The organism is Spirosoma terrae (assembly GCF_010435915.1).
Lineage (GTDB): Bacteria > Bacteroidota > Bacteroidia > Cytophagales > Spirosomataceae > Spirosoma > Spirosoma terrae.
This window is the reverse complement of record NZ_JAAFZH010000046.1, coordinates 1-1,098: the sequence shown is the minus strand read 5'-3', so window position 1 is coordinate 1,098 and position 1,098 is coordinate 1. Positions and strand designations below refer to the sequence as shown.

At 46.7% G+C, this 1,098-nt stretch carries 2 protein-coding genes; both read right to left on the bottom strand.

What is annotated here, in order from left to right:
- Positions 1 to 47 precede the first annotated feature (47 nt).
- Entirely contained in the window at positions 48 to 914 is an 867-nt protein-coding gene (locus GK108_RS30985) for an IS3 family transposase (RefSeq protein WP_163955478.1), read from the bottom strand.
- Positions 911 to 1,098: transposase (locus tag GK108_RS30980; RefSeq protein ID WP_394366292.1), on the bottom strand; the 188-nt coding region annotated here is incomplete at its 5' end. The genes GK108_RS30980 and GK108_RS30985, both read right to left, overlap by 4 nt.

The following is a 1,098-nucleotide window of genomic DNA, read 5'->3' as shown; positions in this document are numbered from 1 at the left end:
TATACTGCGCCCCTGAAACCGGACCACTTTGTTGAATAACGAAGTTGTTAGTTGATTCTATTTTTATTTTGTTTATAGCACTTTTTATCCCTCTTTAATACCTGCTCTGGCGTTTGATAATTCAGTGATTGGTGAAAGCGTCGACAGTTATAAAATTCGAAATAGCCTTGCAAACCAGTCTCTAATTGCCAGCCATCCTGGTAGGCTTTCAGGTAAATATCCTCGTATTTGACCGTGCGCCAAAGGCGCTCGACAAATATATTATCCAAAGCACGGCCTTTGCCATCCATCGAGACCCGAACTTCGGCTTTGAGCAACAGATTCGTGAAGGCATCTGATGTAAACTGACTGCCTTGATCCGTATTGAAAATCTCAGGCGCTGGATAAGTTGCCAAGGTTTGGGCTAAGACCTGACAACACCAATCAGCATCCATTGTATTGGAAATAGACCACTTGAGCACATAGCGACTGTAGAGATCAATTATGGCCATGAGGTACATAAATCCGGTCGACATGGGGATGTATGTAATGTCGGTGGCCCAGACCTGATGCACCCGATCAATGAGTAGCCCACGCAACAAATACGGATAGATGCGGTGGCCTGTACCAGGCTTAGATGTGTTTACTTTAGTATAAATAGCCTCTATACCCATAGTTTGCATTAACCGACGAACTCGCTTGTGGTTTACCCGGTAGCCTACCTGAGCCAGGACAAGTTGCATCTTTCGGTAACCATACTGCGGAGTTAGCAGGTATTGCTCATCTAGTAAACGCATCAGTAGGAGGTCTTCCGGGTCAGCCGCTACGGGTTGGTAGTAGTAAGCTGATCGGTGCAGGCCTAACCACTGGCACTGCTGGCGAAGGCTGCCTTCAGCGGCTGGGTCAACCAGCGAACGACGTTGGGCCAAGCTCATTGAGCTAACTTTTTTTTAAAGAAAGTTAGCTCCATCTGTAGCCGTCCAATCTGTTCATAGAGTAGGGTTATGTCGGGTTCTACCGACGCAGGAGCAATCGTACGAGTAGCCTCAAAAAGCGTCGGAGCAGCATCCATAAATTGCTTTTTCCAGTCGCTGATCTGATTAGGATGCAGTTCATAGC